General features: G+C 69.1%; 14 protein-coding genes, 1 tRNA gene, 1 pseudogene and 1 CRISPR repeat array. Of the genes and pseudogenes, 5 read left to right on the top strand and 11 right to left on the bottom strand.

Annotated elements, in window-relative coordinates; genetic code table 11:
• Positions 1-404 precede the first annotated feature (404 nt).
• Positions 405-1,811: an MFS transporter gene (locus REH65_RS31655; protein WP_406690404.1), complete on the bottom strand. Its 1,407-nt coding sequence runs from the start codon at positions 1,809-1,811 to the stop codon at positions 405-407.
• A gap of 96 nt (positions 1,812-1,907) precedes the next feature.
• The gene (locus REH65_RS31650) at positions 1,908-2,675 is read right to left on the bottom strand and encodes a glycerophosphodiester phosphodiesterase (protein WP_406690403.1); all 768 of its coding nucleotides are present in this window, start codon (positions 2,673-2,675) and stop codon (positions 1,908-1,910) included.
• 107 nt (positions 2,676-2,782) lie between these two features.
• On the opposite strand from REH65_RS31650, the gene REH65_RS31645 reads away from it, so the two are divergent.
• Together REH65_RS31645 and REH65_RS31640 are read left to right on the top strand one after the other, a co-directional pair.
• Complete coding sequence (locus tag REH65_RS31645) at positions 2,783-3,136, top strand: hypothetical protein (RefSeq protein WP_093420650.1); 354 nt, start codon at positions 2,783-2,785, stop codon at positions 3,134-3,136.
• A gap of 70 nt (positions 3,137-3,206) precedes the next feature.
• Positions 3,207-3,887 carry a VOC family protein gene (locus tag REH65_RS31640; RefSeq protein WP_406690402.1) on the top strand — a complete coding sequence of 227 codons (681 nt, stop codon included), beginning with the start codon at positions 3,207-3,209 and terminating at the stop codon, positions 3,885-3,887.
• Between the two features lie 71 nt (positions 3,888-3,958).
• Here REH65_RS31640 and REH65_RS31635 read toward each other — a convergent pair whose 3' ends face one another.
• A complete protein-coding gene (locus REH65_RS31635) occupies positions 3,959-4,918 on the bottom strand; it encodes a tyrosine-type recombinase/integrase (protein ID WP_406690401.1) in 960 nt (319 codons plus the stop codon).
• 58 nt (positions 4,919-4,976) lie between these two features.
• The gene (locus REH65_RS31630; protein WP_406690400.1) at positions 4,977-6,329 is read right to left on the bottom strand and encodes a M20/M25/M40 family metallo-hydrolase; all 1,353 of its coding nucleotides are present in this window, start codon (positions 6,327-6,329) and stop codon (positions 4,977-4,979) included.
• Between the two features lie 119 nt (positions 6,330-6,448).
• On the opposite strand from REH65_RS31630, the gene REH65_RS31625 reads away from it, so the two are divergent.
• The 3 genes from REH65_RS31625 to REH65_RS31615 all read left to right on the top strand — a co-directional run bounded on the left by REH65_RS31625 (position 6,449) and on the right by REH65_RS31615 (position 8,179).
• Positions 6,449-6,537: transfer RNA gene (locus tag REH65_RS31625), tRNA-Leu, on the top strand.
• Between the two features lie 119 nt (positions 6,538-6,656).
• A complete protein-coding gene (locus REH65_RS31620; RefSeq protein WP_406690399.1) occupies positions 6,657-7,127 on the top strand; it encodes a hypothetical protein in 471 nt (156 codons plus the stop codon).
• 53 nt (positions 7,128-7,180) lie between these two features.
• Complete coding sequence (locus REH65_RS31615) at positions 7,181-8,179, top strand: tyrosine-type recombinase/integrase (RefSeq protein ID WP_406690398.1); 999 nt, start codon at positions 7,181-7,183, stop codon at positions 8,177-8,179.
• A gap of 245 nt (positions 8,180-8,424) precedes the next feature.
• Positions 8,425-12,601: direct repeats of the CRISPR family, unit length 28 nt; unit sequence GGATCATCCCCGCCTGCGCGGGGAGCAC.
• Between the two features lie 99 nt (positions 12,602-12,700).
• Here the strand turns inward: REH65_RS31615 and cas2e are convergent.
• The 7 genes and pseudogenes from cas2e to casA all read right to left on the bottom strand — a co-directional run bounded on the left by cas2e (position 12,701) and on the right by casA (position 18,860).
• Positions 12,701-13,129, bottom strand: coding sequence for a type I-E CRISPR-associated endoribonuclease Cas2e (gene cas2e, locus REH65_RS31610; RefSeq protein ID WP_406690397.1), 429 nt, complete (start codon positions 13,127-13,129; stop codon positions 12,701-12,703).
• The gene (gene cas1e / locus REH65_RS31605) at positions 13,123-13,986 is read right to left on the bottom strand and encodes a type I-E CRISPR-associated endonuclease Cas1e (RefSeq protein ID WP_406690396.1); all 864 of its coding nucleotides are present in this window, start codon (positions 13,984-13,986) and stop codon (positions 13,123-13,125) included. The genes cas2e and cas1e overlap by 7 nt, the downstream gene beginning before the upstream one ends.
• 83 nt (positions 13,987-14,069) lie before the next feature.
• A complete protein-coding gene (cas6e, locus tag REH65_RS31600; RefSeq protein ID WP_406690395.1) occupies positions 14,070-14,747 on the bottom strand; it encodes a type I-E CRISPR-associated protein Cas6/Cse3/CasE in 678 nt (225 codons plus the stop codon).
• Position 14,748: 1 nt separating this feature from the next.
• Entirely contained in the window at positions 14,749-15,471 is a 723-nt protein-coding gene (gene cas5e, locus REH65_RS31595; protein WP_406690394.1) for a type I-E CRISPR-associated protein Cas5/CasD, read from the bottom strand.
• Positions 15,468-16,589, bottom strand: coding sequence for a type I-E CRISPR-associated protein Cas7/Cse4/CasC (cas7e, locus tag REH65_RS31590; RefSeq protein ID WP_406690393.1), 1,122 nt, complete (start codon positions 16,587-16,589; stop codon positions 15,468-15,470). Before cas7e ends, cas5e begins: the two co-directional genes overlap by 4 nt.
• 8 nt (positions 16,590-16,597) lie before the next feature.
• Positions 16,598-17,229 (bottom strand): annotated as a pseudogene (gene casB / locus REH65_RS31585) (type I-E CRISPR-associated protein Cse2/CasB).
• Positions 17,226-18,860, bottom strand: a complete 1,635-nt coding sequence (casA, locus tag REH65_RS31580) for a type I-E CRISPR-associated protein Cse1/CasA (RefSeq protein ID WP_406690392.1) — start codon at positions 18,858-18,860, stop codon at positions 17,226-17,228. The pseudogene casB and the gene casA overlap by 4 nt, the downstream one beginning before the upstream one ends.
• Positions 18,861-18,891: the final 31 nt, after the last annotated feature.

The following is an 18,891-nucleotide window of genomic DNA, read 5'->3' as shown; positions in this document are numbered from 1 at the left end:
TCGTCTGTTCCCGGTGTCGTGCTGCTGGTCGCCGTCGGTGACATTGTTCACCCGTCAACGACGGCTGTCCTCCTAGGGACGCGGCCAGGTCGCGTTCGTGACGCGTTCTCCCGACAGCAATCCGTAGGTGGGTTCGAACGGGTGATAGTGCCAGATGTCCGGTCACTACCGCCAAGCAGGACCCCGGATTGTTAGTCATTGTGGGATGCAGATCACGACCCGTACGGCCGAAGGACCTGCCCTGGACGTGACTGCTCGTAATGCCATGATCCTCCCCGTGATCACAACGCAGCGTACTGGCATATTCCGTTTCCGCGGATTCCCCGCACCACCTAGATCACCAGCATGGAGCAACGCGCGCTCGATCGCGAGACGAACACGCCTGATCACGCTGCGCACATGACTCAGAGCAGCTCCGGCGCCCGGTTGCCCACCGCCTCGATGGCCCGGCGGACCGGCACCAGCGCGACCAGCACCAGGCCGACCGCGAAGAAGATCACCAGCGAGATGATGGCCAGCCGGAACGAGCCGGTCGCCTGACCGACCCCGGCGAACACCAGCGGCCCGAGCCACGACGTCGAGCGCTCCCCCACCTCGTAGAGCGAGAAGTACTCGGCCTCGCGGCCCGGCGGAATCATCTGGCTGAACAACGAACGGGACAGCGCGTTGGTGCCCCCGAGGACGAGACCGATCCCCACGGCCAGCCCGTAGAACTGCATCTGCTGCCCGGCCTGCACGAAGTAGGCCGCCACCAGCACCAGCAACCAGAACGCCAGGCTGACCAGGATGGTCTTCTTCGCGCCGATCCGGCGGGCCAGCACCCCGTGCAGCACGCCGCCGACGAAGGCGATGAACTGCACGATCAGCAGCGTCACGATCAGCGAGTCCTGCGGCAGCTTGAGCTCCAGGCTGCCGTACTGCGCCGAGACCTGGGAGACCGTGGAGATGCCGTCGGTGTAGATCCAGTAGGCGCCCAGGAACGCCAGGGTCAGCGGGAAGTGCTTGGCCTCGCGCAGCGTGTGCAGCAGCTGCTTGAAACCCGCGGTGACCGCCGCGGTTCCCCTCTCCCCGCCCTCGGGCGCCTGGTGCCTGCGCAGCGCGGTCAGCGGCAGCAGCGTGAACACCGCCCACCAGACGCCGGAGGAGAAGAAGATCAGCCGGACGGCCGCCGACTCCGACAGGCCCACGGCGTCGTGCCCGAGGTAGATGACCAGGTGCAGCGCCAGCGCCGTGCCGCCGCCGAGGTAGCCGATCGCCCAGCCGCGGGTGGAGACCCGGTCGCGCTCGTCGGCGTCGGCGATCTCGGGCAGGAACGAGTAGTAGACGACGATCGAGGCGCCGAAGCAGATGTTGCCGATGATGAACAGCACCACGCCCAGCTGCCAGTTCTGCCCGGCGACCAGCGCGAGCAGCCCGGTGGTGAACGCGCCGCCGAAGGCGAAGATCGCCAGCATCATGCGCTTGTTCTGGGTGCGGTCGGCGATGGCGCCGGTGATCGGCAGCACCACGACCTGCACCACCGTGGCCACCGACAGCAGGTAGCCCCACAGCGACCCGGCCGGGAACGTCAGCCCGAGCATCGAGATGTCGCAGTTGACCAGCGAGTTGTCGCCGGCGCAGGCGTTCAGGCCGTTGCGCGCGACGTCGGCCTTGGCCGCGGCGGTGGCCACCGAGGTCAGGTACAGCGAGAGGAAGACGGTGGTCACCGACGTGGGGAACACCGAGTTCGCCCAGTCGTACCAGCACCAGCCGCGTTGTTCCCGCCGACGCTGCGCGGACCCGGGTACCGCTTCGCTGTCCATCACGCTCATTCCGTTCGGTCCTCCGGCGGAGTGGATCACTCGATTGGAGGCACCATACTGGCTACCGGAGTGGTCGTGAGACGCACTCGCGCACGATTCTTCCGCTTATCCCGCGACGCGTTCCCGCAGCAACCCGTTGAGCAGGTCGGGCCGGTCGGTGACCAGGCCGTCCACGCCGAGATCCAGCAGCCGCCGCATCTCCGCGGGGTCGTCGACGGTCCACACGTGGACCTCCACGCCCCACCGGTGCGCCAGGGCCACGAACCGCTCGTCGACGACCTCCAGCCCCTGGTGCCGCACGGGGACCTGCACGGCCGCTCCCCGGATCAGCTTCCGCCGGAACAGCGACCCGGCCCGCGAGCACGCCCACAGCGCCGCGACACCGCGCTGCCCGGTGGAGGTCAGCAGGCGTCCCCCGCCGACCTTGCGCAGCAGGGTCAGCCGCCGGTCGTCGAAGGAGGCCAGGCACACCCGGTCCCAGGCGTTGTGCCTGCGCAGGGTCCGCAGGACCGGTCCGGCGGTGCTGTCGGCCTTGACGTCGATGTTGAGCAGCAGGTCCGGGAACTCCTCCAGCGCCGCGTCCAGGCTCGCCACCGGCTCCCGGCCGCCGATGCGGGCGCGGGCGACCTCCGCGAACGGCAGGCGCGCGATCTCACCCGCCCGGTCGGTGGTACGCCGCAGGTCCGCGTCGTGGTGCAGCACCACGACACCGTCGGCCGTGGCGTGCACATCGGTCTCGACGTACCGGTAGCCCTCGTCCGCGGCGGCGCGGAAGGCGCTGAGCGAGTTCTCCATGTCGGCGAGTTCGCCGAGGTGCCAGCCGCGGTGGGCGAACGCGCGCGGCAACGGCCCGTCCAGGAAGGGATGCGTCACGAGGACCACTGTCCCCCACCCAGGTGACTCCCGGGTAACCGGCCGGTGGACGTGACCTCGGCGTGGCGGGTCGGTGAAGATCACCGGGATTGACTAACGTGATCAGCGTGGACAACCCCGTCGAGCCGACCCGACGAGCTCGCCAGGTGCGGCACTGCGCCTGGTGCGGCAGGCGCGTGCCCGATTCCGGGCGGCAGGGCAGGCCGCGCCTGTACTGCGCCCAGTCGTGCAGGCAGCGCGCCTACGAGCGGCGCACGGCGGTGCAGCGCGGCGGGCTCCCCGAGGACTCGGTGGTGCTCTCGGCCGTCGAGCTCGCGGACCTGCAGGACCGCCTGTTCCAGCTGCGCTGCGCGGCCGAGGACGTGGTCACCGCGGTCGACGACGATGCCGACCACGCGGACGTGCGCAAGCTCGCGGCCCAGGTCGTCGACGTGGCCGCCGAGCTCGAACGCCTCCGCTGAACACCGAAGGCCCGGCCGCAACGGCGAACGGAGCCCACCGCCGGAACGGCAAACGGAGCATTGTGACGACATGACCGGGTGGCAAGATGAGACGAACCCCGGCGGCGAGGAAACGACGGTGTCCGCACGTCCCGCGGTCCGCGGCTTGCGCCGCGTCGACCTGCTCAGTCCCGACCCGATCGATGCTGCCTTCTTCTACCGCGCCGTGCTCGACTGGTCCCCGGTCCCGGCCGGTCCCGGCCTGGACTGCTGGGTCGGCAACCGCCGCTGCGCGTTCATCCGCAGGCCCCGCGCCGACGAGGCCACCGGGTTCCGGCTGGTGTTCGCCGGGGCCCCGATGGACTGCTCGCTGACCGGCCCGGACGACGCGCTCGCGCAGGTCACCAAGGGCCGCGCCCAGCACGGCCCGCTGGCCCCGGAACCGCGCCCGGGCGAACCCTGCTGGGCGGAGCTGACCACGACCGACACCGCCCGCGCCGACGCGTTCTGGGCCGACACCCTGGGCTGGGAGGTCCAGGACGGCGCCTACACCTCCGCGGGCCGGACGGTCGCCGGGCGCACCGAAGCCACCGGCGAGACGGGCTGGCTGTGCTACGTCGCGGTCGCCGACCTCGACGAGATCGAGCGCTACGCCGCCGAGCGAGACGGCGGGGTCGAGCGCCGCACCCACCCGGTGCTGGGCAAGACGATGCTGCTCACCGACCCGTGGGGCGCCCGAATCGGCCTCGCCGAAGCGAACTCCTGGGGCTAGGCCTCCCGGCCGCTGCTCCAGGTGTGGGACTCAGCCCGCACCGCCGAGCAGGGCAACCACCAGAACTCTCCTCAGCCGAGCTCGCCGAGGACCCGGTGGGTCCGGTTGGCCTTGACCGACAGCCGCTGCTCGCGGGCGGTGACGTCGATGTAGGTCTGGCTGGAGTTGATCGAGGAGTGCCCGAGGAGCTTGGCGATCTCGGCGGCGCTGGCCCCGTCCTCGGCCAGGCGGGTCGCGAAGGTGTGGCGCAGCGCGTGCACCATCGCCCCGGGCTGCACCCGGTCGGACACGCCCGCGGCCTGCAACGACCGGCGCACCAGGTACTGCAGGCCGCCGCGCTGCAGCTTCTCGCCGCGGTGGTCGACGAACAGCGGCTCGGCCCCGGGGAGCCGGTTGCCGAAGCGCTGCTTGCGGGTGCGCAGGTAGGTCTGGATCAGCCCGTCGAGGCTGTCCTCGATCGGGATGGACCGGCTCTTGCCGCCCTTGCCCTGCACGTGCAGCCGCCGGTCGCCGCCGCGCCCGGCCAGCGACGCCACGGTCAGCTCCAGCAGCTCCGCCGAGCGCACGCCCGTGCACAGCAGCGTCGCCAGGATCGCCAGGTCCCGCTCCGGCCACGGGTTGCGGGCCTTGCGGACCCCGGAGGCCACCTGCTTGAGCAGGCGCTCCGGGGTCTCCTCCCCCTGCAGCGGTTTGGGCGTGGCCGGGGCGCTGCGCGGCTTGGGCACCACCTGCATCGGATTGCCCGCCACCGCGCCCTCGATGACGCCGAACCCGAACAACCCGTTCCACGTCGACCAGGCCCGCGTCACGGTCGCCGCCGAGCGCTTGGCGGCGAAGCGCGCGAACGCCGACCGCAGCACCGAGGCGTCGAGGTCGTCGACGGGCAGCCGGTCGGACGGCGTGCCGGTGAGCTCGGCGAGCTCACCGGCCACCGATTCCAGGTCGCGGCGGTAGGCGCGCAGCGAGTTGGCCGCCAGCTTCCGAGCCTGCAGGTGCTCCAGGTAGCTCTCCACCAAGCGAGCCAGGTCCACGCGACACCTCCCGAAACGATGATCAACTACGGGAGATCAAACCAGACGCCACCGACAGTCAGCTGTTGCGGATGAACCGGTCCAGCACTCGCACGCCGAACTTCAGCGCGTCGACCGGAACCCGCTCGTCGACGCCGTGGAACAGCGCGGAGAAGTCCAGGTCGGCGGGCAGCTGCAGCGGCGCGAAGCCGTAGCAGTTCATGCCCAGGCGCGCGAAGGACTTGGCGTCGGTGCCGCCCGACATCATGTAGGGAAGCGCCTTGGCGCCCGGGTCCTCGGCCAGCAGCGAGGCCTGCATCTGCTCGACCAGGCGGCCCTCGAACTTCGTCTCCACCGGCGGCAGCCCGACCCATTCGCGCTCGACGTCCGGGCCCAGCAGCTCGGCGAGCTCCCGGTCGAAGACCTCCTCGCGGCCGGGCAGGATGCGGCAGTCCACGGCGGCCTCGGCGACCGAGGGGATGACGTTGTGCTTGTACCCGGCGGTGAGCATCGTCGGGTTGGCGGTGTCGCGCAGCGTCGCCCCGATGATGCGGGAGATGTTGCCGAGCTTGGCGACCGAGCCTTCGAGGTCGTCCTCGGGGAAGTCCCAGCCGGTGATCTCGCTGACCCCGTCCAGGAACTCCTGCACGCTGTCGCTCATGATCAGCGGGAACCGGTGCTGCCCGAGCTTGGCGACCGCCTCGGACAGCTGGGTGACCGCGTTGTCGGAGTGCACCATCGACCCGTGCCCCGCGCGCGCCCGCACCCGCAGCTTCAGCCAGCGGATGCCCTTCTCGGCGGTCTGCACCAGGTAGGCGCGCACCCCGTCCTTGAGGGTCAGCGAGTAGCCGCCGACCTCGCTGATCGCCTCGGTGCAGCCCTCGAACAGCTCCGGCCGGTGATCCACCAGCCACTGCGCCCCCTGGAAGCCGCCGGCTTCCTCGTCGGAGACGAACGCGAAGACGATGTCGCGCGGCGGCACGATGCCGTCGCGCTTGTAGCGGCGGGCGATGGCCAGGCTCATCGCCAGCATGTCCTTCATGTCCACGGCCCCGCGCCCCCACACGTAGCCGTCCTGCACGGCCCCGGAGAAGGGGTGCACGGACCACTCGGCCGGGTCCGCGGGCACGGCGTCGAGGTGCCCGTGCACCAGCAACCCGCCTCGCGACGGGTCGGCCCCGGGCAGCCGCGCCACCACGTTCGCCCGCCCGACCTGGTCGCCGGCCTCGACGTAGGTCACCTCGTACCCGACCTCACCGAGCTTCTCGGCCACGTACTCGGCCGCGGCCCGCTCGGGAACCAGGGTGTCGGCGTCACCCGTGTTCGTGCTGTCGATGCGGATCAGGTCGCTGGCCAGGGAGACGACCTCGTCCTGCGCCAGCGCCAACCCCGCGTCCTGATCACTACCGGAGATCCCGTTGTGCTCGCTCACCAGGCATTTCTATCACCCGAGGAGCAAACAGGGGGGTCCCTGCAAGGCCCTGTTGACCATGAGCTAATCTATTAACACAACACAGCGGGAACACCCCGGAAACGGCGGTGACCCGAGATGTCCGAGTGGCGGAATGGCAGACGCGCTAGCTTGAGGTGCTAGTGCCCTACTAATGGGCGTGGGGGTTCAAGTCCCCCCTCGGACACCAGTGGGTGGGATCCGTCCCACACAACCAAAGATGGTTTCAGACGCGAGACGGCGAGGTGCAATGCACCCGTCGTCTCGTCGCGTCTTCTGCCCCTGACCCTCGGTGCGGGGGTGAGGGCCATGGCTGAGGCCGCCGTCCCGGCCATCGAACTCCACCCGTTGTCGGTGGATGAGCGCACCGAGTTGATCGCCGCGCGCGGCACGGCCCAGCGGGTGCCGCTCACGCAACTGGCCGCGCTACCCGCCAGTACCTCGATGCTCTACCGGATCGCTTCCCTGGATCCGCAGGGCCGTATCGCCGAGAGCACCATCGTCGGTTCCTTGGGCTGGCGGGCCGGGCAGCGGCTGCGCCTGGACGTCCTGTCCAACACCACCGTGACCGTCCAGGCCGACCCCGACGGCGTGTTCACCCTCGCCCGCCGCGCCCACCTACCCCTACCGGCCGCCGTGCGCCGCTGGTGCGGCATCAACCCCGGCGACCGGGTGCTGCTCGCCGCCGCCCCGTACCCCGGGCTCCTTCTGATCCACACCATGCAGGCCCTCGACGCCATGGTCGCCGCATTCCACACCCCCGGAGCTGAATCCGAATGACTCACCACCCCGACGCGCCCGAGCTCGACGCCGCCCGCCTCCTGCTGGCCAAAATGGGCGTCACCCCCGAAGACCTCCTCGGCACCTCCGCGCCGAAACCACAAGCACCCACGTTCGCCGACTACATTCCCGAAGTCGCCAAAGCCGTCTCCCCCGGCACCAAACGCGTCTACAGCACCTACTGGAACCGTATCCTCGAACACTGGGGAGATCGGCACCTCGACGAACCCACCACGCTCGAAATCCAGCAACTCGCCGAAACCATCCGCACCCAGGTCGTCGTCCGCCGCAACGGCCGCGGTGGACGCGGCGCAGCCGAGCACCTCATCGCCGCCATCCGCTGCGTCTACAACCACGCCGTCGACGACCACCTCATCACCGAGGCCGACAACCCAGCCAAAAAGGCCACCAAACCCCGACGGCTCGCCAGTACCCGGCGGGGTCTGCCGGATACCCGGCTCAACGAGATCAATCACGTCGCTGCCACCACCGGCGACGATCCAGCGCTCGACACCCTCCTACTGCGCCTGCATATCGAGACCGCCTGCCGACGCGGCGGAGCCCTCAACCTCACCCTCCGCGACCTCGACCCCGACCAATGCCTCATCCGCCTCCACGAAAAGGGCGAAACCGTCCGCTGGCAACCCGTCTCCCCCACCCTCATGACCCACCTCCGCGAACACGCCCACCAACGCGGCGCCACCAAACCCAGCGACCAACTGCTGCGCTACCACAACCACCGACCCATCACCCGACGCCGCTACGACCACCTCTGGACCCGCATCGGCACACACCTGCCCTGGGTGGCCACCCAAGGAGTCAGCACCCACTGGCTACGCCACACCACCCTCACCTGGGTCGAACGAGAGCACGGCTACGCCATCGCCCGCGCCTACGCCGGCCACACCAGCACCAGCAGCAGCACTGGAACCACCGCCGCCTACGTTCAAGCCGGGATTCCCGAAATCGCCGCTGCCCTGGCTACCCTCACCGGTGAACCCCACCCACTCGCCCCGGCAGGATCGAAACGAGCCGACAGCGAAGACTGCTAACCCGCGAAAGAAGAGACCTGGCCGAATCGGCCCTGTGCACGAGCCGATTCGGCCAGGTTCCAGCCGACTGAATTGAAAAAGGAGCGGAACGACAGAGTGCCCGCATCAAAACATTTGCGGACCAATTCGGAATCTGGTTTGTACCAGCGACGATGACGGTGTCGACCTTGCTGCGACAGCATCACCTACCTGAGTCACGTGCTCCTCATCTGACTTGCAAGACCCGAAACGGTCGACGGCCTAGTGGATTACCCCCGCCTGCGCGGGGAGCACCCACCCGACTGCGGCGCTTCCACCACCCGCCCGGGACCATCCCCGCCTGTGCGGGGAGCACACCCTGGCCGTCTGACCGGTCCAGTTGCGGGTGGGTTCATCCCCGCCTGCGCGCGGAGCACCTCGTCCGGATTCATCGCGACGTGCGCCGTCCTGGGATCATCCCCGCCTGCGCGGGGAGCACGTGCTGTGCGGGCCCGTGATCGGCCTGCTGGCCGGATCATCCCCGCCTGCGCGGGGAACACTGATTTCAACGTGCACTGACGCAATAGCGTCAGGGATCATCCCCGCCTTCGCGGGGAGCACCGCCGCGGCCTGATCGAACGCTACGGCAAGGCGGGATCATCCCCGCCTGCGCGGGGAGCACACGTTCGGATACACCCGTTCATGGGAGTTCACGGGATCATCCCCGCCTGCGCGGGGAGCACCTGGCTGAAGCTCACATCCTCATGACCCGGTTCGGATCATCCCCGCCTGCGCGGGGAGCACCGGGTATCCGTGCGCGGAACGTGCAGCCCGTCCGGATCATCCCCGCCTGCGCGGGGAGCACGTGCTGTGCGGGCCCGTGAGCGGCCTGCTGGCCGGATCATCCCCGCCTGCGCGGGGAGCACGCCCACGGTGGCTTGCTCTCCTGCGGAGCCTGCGGATCATCCCCGCCTGCGCGGGGAGCACCAGGGCCAGGAAGTGCGCGTCGCTGCGCTGTCCGGATCATCCCCGCCTGCGCGGGGAGCACGCCAGTGCCCGCTCGGTGGCGGCGTTGAAGAACGGATCATCCCCGCCTGCGCGGGGAGCACGCGAGCACGTTGGCGAGCGGGTCGTAGATGTTGGGATCATCCCCGCCTGGGCGGGGAGCACCCCGAGCGCTTCGAGCGCGGCCGACGCCTGGGCGGATCATCCCCGCCTGCGCGGGGAGCACCCGCAGGGCATGCGCGGCGATGAGGTGCTCCGCGGATCATCCCCGCCTGCGCGGGGAGCACGACTCGCTGAACAGCACGCGGTTCCTCACGGCGGGATCATCCCCGCCTGCGCGGGGAGCACCGACGAGTAGGTCGCCGGTCTGCCGCCCGCTAGGGATCATCCCCGCCTGCGCGGGGAGCACCGCACCATTCCCATCGCCGCGTTCGGCGCCGTGGGATCATCCCCGCCTGCGCGGGGAGCACTCACGGTAGGCGGCGAGCTGCCCGGCGCGGGTCGGATCATCCCCGCCTGCGCGGGGAGCACGTGTAGCCCATGTTCGCGATGACGTCGCCGCCCGGATCATCCCCGCCTGCGCGGGGAGCACATGGCCGATCAGCCGATCAGCTGGTGGCTTCGCGGATCATCCCCGCCTGCGCGGGGAGCACTGGATCCGTGACGCCCAGTACGCCTGCCGGGTCGGATCATCCCCGCCTGCGCGGGGAGCACTCGCCGATCAACTTCATGATCGAACACCAGAGCGGATCATCCCCGCCTGCGCGGGGAGCACGACGCGCTGAACTCGACCCGCTTCGCGATGAAGGGATCATCCCCGCCTGCGCGGGGAGCACACGAAAAACAGTAACGAAAGGCCCCGGTATGCGGGATCATCCCCGCCTGCGCGGGGAGCACCTCGCCGAGCGCACCATCACCGCCGACAACCTGGGATCATCCCCGCCTGCGCGGGGAGCACGGCGAGGGTGGGCTTGCGGTTGATGACCTTCTCGGATCATCCCCGCCTGCGCGGGGAGCACAGCACGGCTGCCACGGCTCACCCGTCGCACCGTGGATCATCCCCGCCTGCGCGGGGAGCACGGCACCAAGGCCGGGCGCCGGGGATCGGTGTACGGATCATCCCCGCCTGCGCGGGGAGCACTCCGAAAACACCACACACCGGGTGCACTCAGCCGGATCATCCCCGCCTGCGCGGGGAGCACATGACCAACGATGACGCTGAACTCGTGACCGTCGGATCATCCCCGCCTGCGCGGGGAGCACGACGGCTACCGGTGGGTCGTGGCCTACCCCTCCGGATCATCCCCGCCTGCGCGGGGAGCACGGGCTCACCCCGAACACGAAGGCCATCCAGCGCGGATCATCCCCGCCTGCGCGGGGAGCACGGTCAGCGGGGAAATCCCCGGTATCGGCGAGGGGGATCATCCCCGCCTGCGCGGGGAGCACTGCTCGAAGAGTGGGCTAACGCCCTCACGATCGGGATCATCCCCGCCTGCGCGGGGAGCACCTGAAGGCGACTTTGAATGATGTCCGGCAGGAGGGATCATCCCCGCCTGCGCGGGGAGCACAGTCCAACGTGGTGCGCTGCTGCGGCGAACCGGGGATCATCCCCGCCTGCGCGGGGAGCACGTTCACGCTGATCGTCGCCATGATCAAGATTCCGGATCATCCCCGCCTGCGCGGGGAGCACGGGACCCGCATCGGTGACCGGCCGCTCAAGGAGGGATCATCCCCGCCTGCGCGGGGAGCACGGCCGAGGACACCCTGCAGACCATGCGCTGGGCGGATCATCCCCGCCTGCGCGGGGAGCACGCCGCGCGCTGCGGCCTGTCGGTGTCCGACCCCGGATCATCCCCGCCTGCGCGGGGAGCACCCCTTGAACACTGTTGGGACATTCTGTCCCAGCGGATCATCCCCGCCTGCGCGGGGAGCACTTCCTCCTTTCTCGAGGGGACGGCGTTTCGCGAGGATCATCCCCGCCTGCGCGGGGAGCACGCCTGCGCGGCGTAGAGACGTGCGGAGGCGAACGGATCATCCCCGCCTGCGCGGGGAGCACTCCAGCGCGACCCACTCCGGAAGCTGGTCGAGCGGATCATCCCCGCCTGCGCGGGGAGCACGTGCAGGTCCGACCGGGGCCGAGTTGGTGGCCCGGATCATCCCCGCCTGCGCGGGGAGCACACCACCTGCAACGGGCTCACCCGGATCGAGAACGGATCATCCCCGCCTGCGCGGGGAGCACAACGCCCGAAACGAAGCGCTTCGCCGAGGCGAGGGATCATCCCCGCCTGCGCGGGGAGCACCCGGTGATGGCGATCTTGTCCCCGTCCGGCACCGGATCATCCCCGCCTGCGCGGGGAGCACATCGCGGACATGCCGATCCGCTACCTGTCCCGCGGATCATCCCCGCCTGCGCGGGGAGCACGACCACGCCGTTGATCAGCCACGCGGTGCGGGCGGATCATCCCCGCCTGCGCGGGGAGCACCCACCGAAGGGGACCACCAGGTGCGGCTTCGGGGGATCATCCCCGCCTGCGCGGGGAGCACTCCACAGACGCGGCGTACTCGACCGTGACCGGCGGATCATCCCCGCCTGCGCGGGGAGCACCTCCAGGCCCACGCACGTGTCGGTCAGCGTGCCGGATCATCCCCGCCTGCGCGGGGAGCACTCCACACCCACCGCCACAGCTCTGTGATCAGCAGGATCATCCCCGCCTGCGCGGGGAGCACCCTGGGTGGGGGGAGGCCACGTGGGAGACGATCGGATCATCCCCGCCTGCGCGGGGAGCACCCGGGCGCGATCAAGGACATGTTGGAACAGGTCGGATCATCCCCGCCTGCGCGGGGAGCACGCTGGCGACCGGTCAGCTGCGTGTGATTCAGCGGGATCATCCCCGCCTGCGCGGGGAGCACGACCCGGCCCGGTTCTCCGCGGAGGCGGAGAACGGATCATCCCCGCCTGCGCGGGGAGCACGAAGCGGCCGGTGCCGGTCGCGACATCGATACCGGATCATCCCCGCCTGCGCGGGGAGCACGGCGGTGCCCTGGCCGCCTGGTGCGCGGAGAACGGATCATCCCCGCCTGCGCGGGGAGCACAACAAAAAAGCCCCAGCCGGAACCGGCTAGGGCGGATCATCCCCGCCTGCGCGGGGAGCACGGCTCCGATCAGATGGTGGGGTCGCGGGCGCACGGATCATCCCCGCCTGCGCGGGGAGCACGAGGCCACGCCGGTGCCCGCAGTTCTTGACCGCGGATCATCCCCGCCTGCGCGGGGAGCACTATTCGCAGAGGTCACCCAGGGGTAACCTAGGGGGATCATCCCCGCCTGCGCGGGGAGCACGTCACCCTCAGCATGACCAACAGCCTAAGTGACGGATCATCCCCGCCTGCGCGGGGAGCACACTTCGGGCTGGGGGTGCGCGATGGCGGGCACCGGATCATCCCCGCCTGCGCGGGGAGCACACTTATTGACCTGCGGTGTTTCTAACCGCGGGGGCAATTTTCCTTTAACTTGCTCGGCGGGTGTGGCTCGCGGCGCACGCGGTTCTCCGTTCTGGGCACTCACTCGTTCTTGCGTTTGAATTTGCGCCTGGCATTGCGGCGTTTCCAGACTGTCTCGGCGTTTGGTGCCGATGGTGACGTGGGTGCGGTTCCCGGGCTCGGCTGGTCCTTGCGCTGGACGGCCGGCGCGTAGGCCGATGGCACGTAGTCCGGAGTGCTCTGCCTCCGCATCAGCGTGATCCCGTCGAAGTCGACCGGTGTCCAGTCGTGACCGTGTACCTGGAATGCGAGGCGTTGTTCGCCGCGTACCGAGTGCACCATGAGTGCGCGGCCTTCGGCGACGAACTCCACGATCCTCGTCCACATCTCCTCGCGAACCCGGGCGGAAATGTGTCCGACGAACACGCCGGGGCTGATTTCCAGAAGCCAGCGCGTGAGGTGTCCGCGCAGTCCGGGTGGCACGGCGGTGAGGACGATGACGGTCACCATTCACCTCCGTAGGAGGTGCCACCGGAGACCGCGCCGTCACGGCCGTCCCACAGCGAGACGATGTCGACGTCGAATAGATCGTCCTCGTTCTCGCCTACCTGTTCAGGATCGAGCAGCAAACGCTGGACATCCCGGGCGCACCGTTGCAACAACTTCCCGTCGTGGAGCGCGTCGCGGAGGGCCCGCCGGGTTTCGGCTCCGACTTCGAGTTCGCAGTCGGAGGCGACATCGAAGGCGACGGGAATGGTCAGTTCGGCCTTGTAGAGGTCGGCGACGTCGTAGACGAACGACCGGTGGTGTCCAGTGTGGATGAATCCGAGCGCCGGCGAGCAGCCCAGTGCCACGATCACCGAGTGCACCACGCCGTACAGCGCTGAATTCGCCGCGGACAGCGCCTGGTTGATCGGGTCACCGTCCTCGAAATCGTCGATGTCGTAGTCTCGTCTGGTCCATTCGACGCTGGCGCGTTCGGAGTTCTCCCGGTACACCCGCCGGATCCGGGCCCCTTCGCGTCCGCGCAGCTGTTGCATCGTCAGCCCGGAAACGTCCTCGCCCGGGAACCGCATCTCATACATCGTCCGGGCAACACGTAATCGTGAGCGCTGGTTGCTGACGGCTTCGGCTTGCGCCTCGATCAATCGGGAGGTGCGGGCGAGGGAGGAACCGTGCGCGTAGTACCGCACGCCCCGCTCCCCCACCCACACCACGGTCGATCCGCTATCGGACAGCAACGCAATCGCCTGGTGGGTCACCGTCGTGCCCGGCCCGAGCAGCAGCACTCCGACCGAGGCCGCGGGGATGTGGACGGTGCCGCGTTCGTCGGTGGCCGTGATCGCGTTGCTGTCCCGGTTGACCACGCAGCGCTGGAGATACAGGAACGAGATCCGGTCCGCTGCCCGCACCAGTTCGCGGGGTTGCGTGGTTCTCTTGCTGATCGCGTTCATGCTCGTGCGGCGGGTTTCGCGATCGTGAGCAGCCCACAGCCATAGGCCTTCGCGCGGCCGATGCCGAAGGTCAGGCTCTGGCGGAACGCTGGCACGTCGGTGATTTCCAGGCGGCCTTCGAAGGTGGCCGTGGCGATCGTGACGCGTGCGCCTTGGCGGTTGAACCGTCGCGTGCCGCGCTCGACGACGCGGCAATCCGGCACCGGTTCCTCGACGCCCGCGGTGGTCTCGGCGATCCGGAATCCGCATCGCTGGGCGCGGTCGCGCAGCCAGCGTTGTTGCTGGTCGACGGTGACGTGTCCGATGGGTTTGGTGTCCGACCAGGACTCACGGCGGCCGGAATGGACGGTGTTGCCGGTCAACCGGAACTGCCACTGCTGACCGAGCCGCAGTGACTCCAGCAGTCCGTCGTAGGGCCGGGTGTCCCAGGCTTCGGTGGTGGGCCAGCCGACTTGTTCGACCAGGTGCGTGAAATCGGGCTTGCCCGGACTTGCCGTGAACAGCACAACTCGGTGCTGGTCGTAGGTGTCCAGCCGCCACAGGACCCGGCCCTCGTCGCTCGGGCTCGGGTCGGAGAACCCGGCGAGGACCGCAGCGTGCAGAGCCTGCGGCGACGCCAGCAGGTTCCGGGCCGCGCGACGCCGCGGGTTCAGCGGCATCTTCGTCAGAAACACCTCATCCTCCCAGGGCCGACATCGGATCGTGTTCGACGGTGTCGACGACCCCGTGCGGATTGGGCAGCTCCACGACGTCCCGCGTGATCGGCCGCCACCCGTGCTGTCTGCGGTTCGGGTCGAAACTCACCGGTTCGTCCCGCACCATCTCCGCCCCGGCCACCCCGACCGGCGCATCGCAGATCGTCGCGACCCGCACGGACCGTTCGCGATGACGCCGCTGCTCACGCGAACCCGCCTGCCACGGAATCGATGCCAACGCCGTGCCGAGATCGCCATCGAACACACCCAGCGCCACCGGCCCGGCCGGTGGGCAGGAGCGCCGGCCGAGATACAACGGGAACTCGGGCCGCCGCAGCGCCGCGTCGATTCCCTCGACCAACGCGCTCTCCCCTTCCAGTACCGCGACATACACCGCGTCGGAAAGGTAGTAGCGGTGCGACAATGGCATCGACGTCCAACTCACCGAGCCGTCGCGGTTGGTTTTCGGGCGTTGCGCGGTTTGGAAGTCCCGCATCAGCCGGCCGGGCTGATCCACGCGGACGCCGAAGCGGAGGTCCAGGATCTCTTCGAGCGAGTCGGTGCGGCGAATGCCCTTCGCCGCCGCGACGAGCCCGAGGACTCCGCTCTTCGTGGGCTCGCGCTCCGAGGAGCGCCGCACGAATCGGCTGCCCGAGCCCCACGACTGCATCGGCCCGGCCAGCCGCAGTGCGACCACCGTCATGAGGCCTCCCCCGCGCGGGAAGCCACCAGTGCGCCGGCCTGCTCAACAAGCTCGGCCAGCCCGACCGACTCGCCGAGTTCGTCCAGGCTCGCGGTGTCCGCGCCCACGCGCGTAACCCAGCTGGCGATCGGAGTCTCTCCGTAAGCCCGCTCGATTTCCTTGGCCTCGTCACGCAGTGCGTCGGCAGCCAGCTTGGTCCGGCCCGTCGTGGCGGTTTCGCGGACCGGGTTCTCGAACGCGCCGACGAGGTTGATCGGCTGCCCATCACGGGCCAGCACGACCACGGCCTCGGGCAGGGTGCGGTTGGCGAAGGTGTTCTGCTTCCCGGTGGGCATCGAGCGCACGAACGACTCGACGAACACCTCCACCGCACGCCGGGTCGCGACCACACTCCCGAGGTTGTCGGCCAGGCGGTCCACGTCGACCGTGGCGTACCGGTAGAGCGTCGAGGAGTTGAACTCGACCGTGCCGATCATTCCGGCGCCAGTCTCGTCATCGTCCTGGAAATCGTCGACGGCGGTGTAGTAGTCGAACTCGGTCTCCACCGGATGCACGCTGATCGCATGCGCAACCTGGGCGGCGGCGTCGACATTGATGTCGGCCTGGTCAGCGACCATCCGGCCGAACAACGCCACATCGACCGAGTGCTCCCGGTCGGCGACCTCCTTCACCTTGGCGTCCTTGAGCGCCTTCGCCACGTTGTCGGCGTCAGCGTGCTCGATTGCCCGGGCAGCGAGGTTCTGGATCTGGCGTCGACTCAAAAACACCAGGTAGCCGGCTTCGGGAAGCTCCTCTTTGGACGGTGGCTTGACCTCGATGCCGACGGCTTTGATCGTGTCGGTGGCCAGCTCGACCGCCCGTTCCGACAACTCCTGGTTCTGCTGGGTGATCTCCGCGGCCAGCAACTCCACGACCCGCTTGGTCCGGACCCCGACCTCGGCGGGATCCAAGTGATCGTTGAAGCGGACGCGAGCGGCCCGCTTCCAGGCCTGACTGGACACCCGGGCACGCCGCACTCCACCGTACACCGCGGTTTTCGGACTCCCGGTGTCGTCGCGGTTGATGTTGCTCGGCGGCACGGTCTGCACCACGTGAATGTCGATCAACGTCCTGCTCATCGCAGTCCTCACTCCTCACCATCGTCGGTGGACTCGGGTTCCGCGCTTTCCGGCGCGGTCCGGTAGAAATCACGGCCCCACGCCAGGCGCACCCTGTTCGCGCGGCCCGGGGTCAACAGGTTCAGCAGGTCATCGGCCAACGCGGCGTAGTCGAAGCCGAGCTGCGCGGATTTCAACTGGCTGATCAGACCGCGCATGTGGACCAGGGCTTCCTCGACCGACTCGGCGGTCGAGACCGCCATGAACCGGCGGGTCACGGCCTCGCCACTGCGGTCGTCGGAATGCCGCAGGCGCCCCGCCGCGCTGCCGAAGGATGTCCCCGGCACGTGCACTCCGGTGCGCGAGGACTGCTGGTGAAGCGCATACAGCACGAACGCGGCGTGCGCGGCCTCTCAGCCCGGCTGGGCGCGTCCCCGTCCCATTGCAACGATTCGGGAATCGCGCCGATGGTGATGTCCCAGATCTCCGGCACACTCCCGGCCGGTTTCCCCAGACCACGCCGCAGCTTCGCCAGCGTGGCCTTCGCCAGGGAAGTGTCGGCCAGGTAGTCGCTCTGGAGTCGCGTCAGATGCCGGTCCAGCGCGAATCCCAGGTCGCCGAGCCGCCGCGGCCGCACCGGTCGTTGCTCCGTGGTCGTCATCCCGCTTCCTCCACTTGCCTATCCGAATACGCCAACGGCAATGCCTTGCGCACTGCTGCCCGGTACCACGCCTCGGATATCGCGACGTTGACCAGGCGTTTCTGGATCATCCGTCCCGTCCATGCCACGGGTGGCGCGGCCTCGACCAGCTCGTCCACGACGGGAAACGCCGCGTCGCGCACGGTGCGTTGCCACGCGCGACGGGCCTCGGTCCGGTCGGTGTCCGGCCCCAGCGCCACGACCCACTCCCGATACGGGGTCTCCAGCAGGGAGAACAACGCCTCCTCCGCCCGATCACCCGCACCGGATTTCGGTTCGGCACCGCTGGCCTGTGCGACGTTCTCCGCCAGCCGCCACACCGCACGCGCAACCCCGCGCGCGTCGTCGACGGCGTCCCGGGCCAGCCGGCCGAGCGCCGGATGGTCCTGTGACAACAACGCCACCGACACCGGCAGCACATCATCGACGATCTCGGCGAAAGTCGTCTCTTTCGCACGGTATTCGACGCCCAAGACCCGCAGTGCCGGGGCGTAGGTCGAGGGGAGGTGTCCCTCGTGGGCCAGGTCGCCGAGCCACTGCAGCACGCCGGGGGCCAGGAACTTCTGCGCGTCTCCGGCGGGCCCGCGCCGGGGTGAGACCGACGGCAACATCGCTTCCAGCCCCCGCCACACCGACCGCTCCGGACGGTGCTCGTTGGGCATGTACGTGGTCGTTTTGAGCTTCTTCGACTGCGGCTCGCTGTAACGCCAAGCGGTGTGCGGTTCGAGACCGTGCCGGTTCTGCGGCACGATCTTGTCGCCGTTGGCCAGAACCACACCGCTCACTCCGGACCGGTCGCCGGCCAGCCGAACCCGGCGTGTCTGCCACGTATACAGCTCGATCGCTCCCGCAGGCGGACGTTCCTCGGCCCACCCCGGCCCGTCCGCCTCCCGTTCCCAGGGCGGCAAATCCTTCGAACCACCCAGACGCACGAACGACGCATCCCTCGAAATCAGATTCAGCACCAACGTTTCGCGCAGATTCGCGCCCTGCGGCAGCACTCCACCGATCTGCCCGGACCATCCCGGACGGCTCCCATAACCCTTGCCGTCCTTGACCTTCGGATCCCCGACCGCGCCCGACTTGATTCCGGAGGTGTCGAAGGCGTGCGCATGCACCAACCACCGAGCCGCTTCCCCCGCCGGGATGCTGCGGAAACTCGCCGCCGACCGCGTCGTGAAGAACGGTTCCCCATTGGGCACGTCCGCGATCAGCTTCTCCAGGCCCGCGACCTCGTTCTTCGCCGTGTGCAGCCCAGCGACCTGGAAAAACGGAGTATCCGGATCGAAGAGATCGAACCTGGAACGCACCCGATCGCCATACGCACGGACCCGATCCATGGGGAGCTCGGTTTCCGACCACAGCTGCGCCCAGTCGTCCTGGTCTTCCGGCCCGTCGAGCGCCCGGTGCAGGAACGCCAGCAGCAGCCGCGTGATCGCGAAGGCCTGCGTCGGCACCTCACCACTGATCATCCCCAGGCCCGGTGCTCGTTCCAGCATCTCTACTAAGGACAGTTCGTGTTGCCGCCCGTCCAAGCCGAGCGCCAGAATCCACGGCTCGTCCAGCAGATCGAAACTCAAATCCGTCGACATCCCCAGTCCGTTCACATCTCGTCGCCAACGC

Origin of the sequence: Saccharopolyspora sp. ID03-671, assembly GCF_045278815.1 — a bacterium.
Taxonomy (GTDB): domain Bacteria; phylum Actinomycetota; class Actinomycetes; order Mycobacteriales; family Pseudonocardiaceae; genus Saccharopolyspora; species Saccharopolyspora ipomoeae.
This window is presented reverse-complemented; position numbering and strand designations above follow the sequence as displayed.